The sequence below is a fragment of the Mesorhizobium sp. M2A.F.Ca.ET.039.01.1.1 genome, from assembly GCF_003998035.1.
GTDB lineage: Bacteria > Pseudomonadota > Alphaproteobacteria > Rhizobiales > Rhizobiaceae > Mesorhizobium.
In genome coordinates this window covers 1-1,484 of sequence record NZ_RZRY01001110.1, presented here as the reverse complement: position 1 = coordinate 1,484, position 1,484 = coordinate 1, and the positions used below count along the sequence as shown (strand labels likewise).

The 1,484-nt window shown below is 63.5% G+C and carries 1 protein-coding gene; it reads left to right on the top strand.

Features of this window, described 5'->3' with window-relative positions:
- A partial coding sequence (locus tag EOA24_RS37700; protein ID WP_127410803.1) for a CTP synthase occupies window positions 1–1,430 on the top strand: 1,430 nt, incomplete at its 5' end.
- Window positions 1,431–1,484: the final 54 nt, after the last annotated feature.

The following is a 1,484-nucleotide window of genomic DNA, read 5'->3' as shown; positions in this document are numbered from 1 at the left end:
AGACCGACCTCGATCTCGGCCATTACGAGCGATTCACCGGGCGTTCCGCGAACCAGCAGGACAACATCACCACCGGCCGCATCTACAAGAACATCATCGAGCGCGAGCGGCGCGGCGATTATCTCGGCGCCACCGTGCAGGTGATCCCGCACGTCACCGACGAGATCAAGCATTTCGTGCTGGACGGCAATGACGACTACGATTTCGTGCTGTGCGAGATCGGCGGCACGGTCGGCGATATCGAGGCGATGCCTTTCCTGGAGGCGATCCGCCAGCTCGGCAACGACCTGCCGCGCAACAACGCGGTCTATGTGCATCTGACGCTGATGCCCTATATCCCGACCGCCGGCGAACTGAAGACCAAGCCGACGCAGCATTCGGTCAAGGAACTGCGCGGCATCGGCATTGCGCCCGACATCCTTCTGGTGCGAGCCGACCGGCCGATCCCGAAGGAGGAGCGGCGCAAGCTGTCGCTGTTCTGCAACGTGCGCGAAAGCGCCGTCATCCAGGCGCTGGACGTGCCGCATATCTACGACGTGCCGATGGCCTATCACCAGGAGGGGCTCGATTCGGAAGTGCTCGCCGCCTTCGGCATCGACCCGGCGCCGAAACCGCGCATGGAGCCCTGGCAGGCGCTGTCCAAGCGCATCCACAATCCGGAAGGCGAGGTAACCATCGCCGTTGTCGGCAAGTACACCGGCCTCAAGGACGCCTATAAATCGCTGATCGAGGCGCTCTCGCATGGCGGGCTCGCCAACCGGGTCAAGGTCAAGCTCGACTGGATCGAGAGCGAGATCTTCGAGAAGGAGGATCCCGCTCCCTGGCTGGAAAAGGTGCATGGCATCCTCGTTCCCGGCGGCTTTGGCGAGCGCGGCTCGGAGGGCAAGATCCTGGCGGCGAAGTTCGCGCGTGAGCGCAAAGTGCCTTACTTCGGCATCTGCTTCGGCATGCAGATGGCCTGCATCGAGGCGGCACGCTCGCTGGCTGGTGTCGATCACGCCTCGTCGACCGAGTTCGGCCCGACGGATGAGCCAGTCGTCGGCCTGATGACCGAATGGCTGAAAGGCAACATGCTTGAGAAGCGCCGGGCTACCGGCGATCTCGGCGGCACGATGCGGCTCGGCGCCTACCAGGCCGAACTCGCCAAGGGCTCGAAAATTGCGGACATTTACGGCGACACGCAGATTTCCGAGCGCCACCGGCACCGCTACGAGGTCAACATCGACTACAAGCAACGGCTGGAAGAGTGCGGCCTGGTCTTCGCCGGCATGTCGCCCGACGGCGTGCTGCCGGAGACGGTCGAATATCCGGACCATCCCTGGTTCATCGGCGTGCAGTACCACCCCGAGCTGAAGAGCCGGCCGCTCGAGCCGCATCCGCTGTTCGCGAGCTTCATCTCGGCGGCAGTGGACCAGTCGCGCCTGGTTTGAACCATCGGCTGGCGAACCAGCTATGCAAACCTATGTCGCGCTGCTCTACAGCAT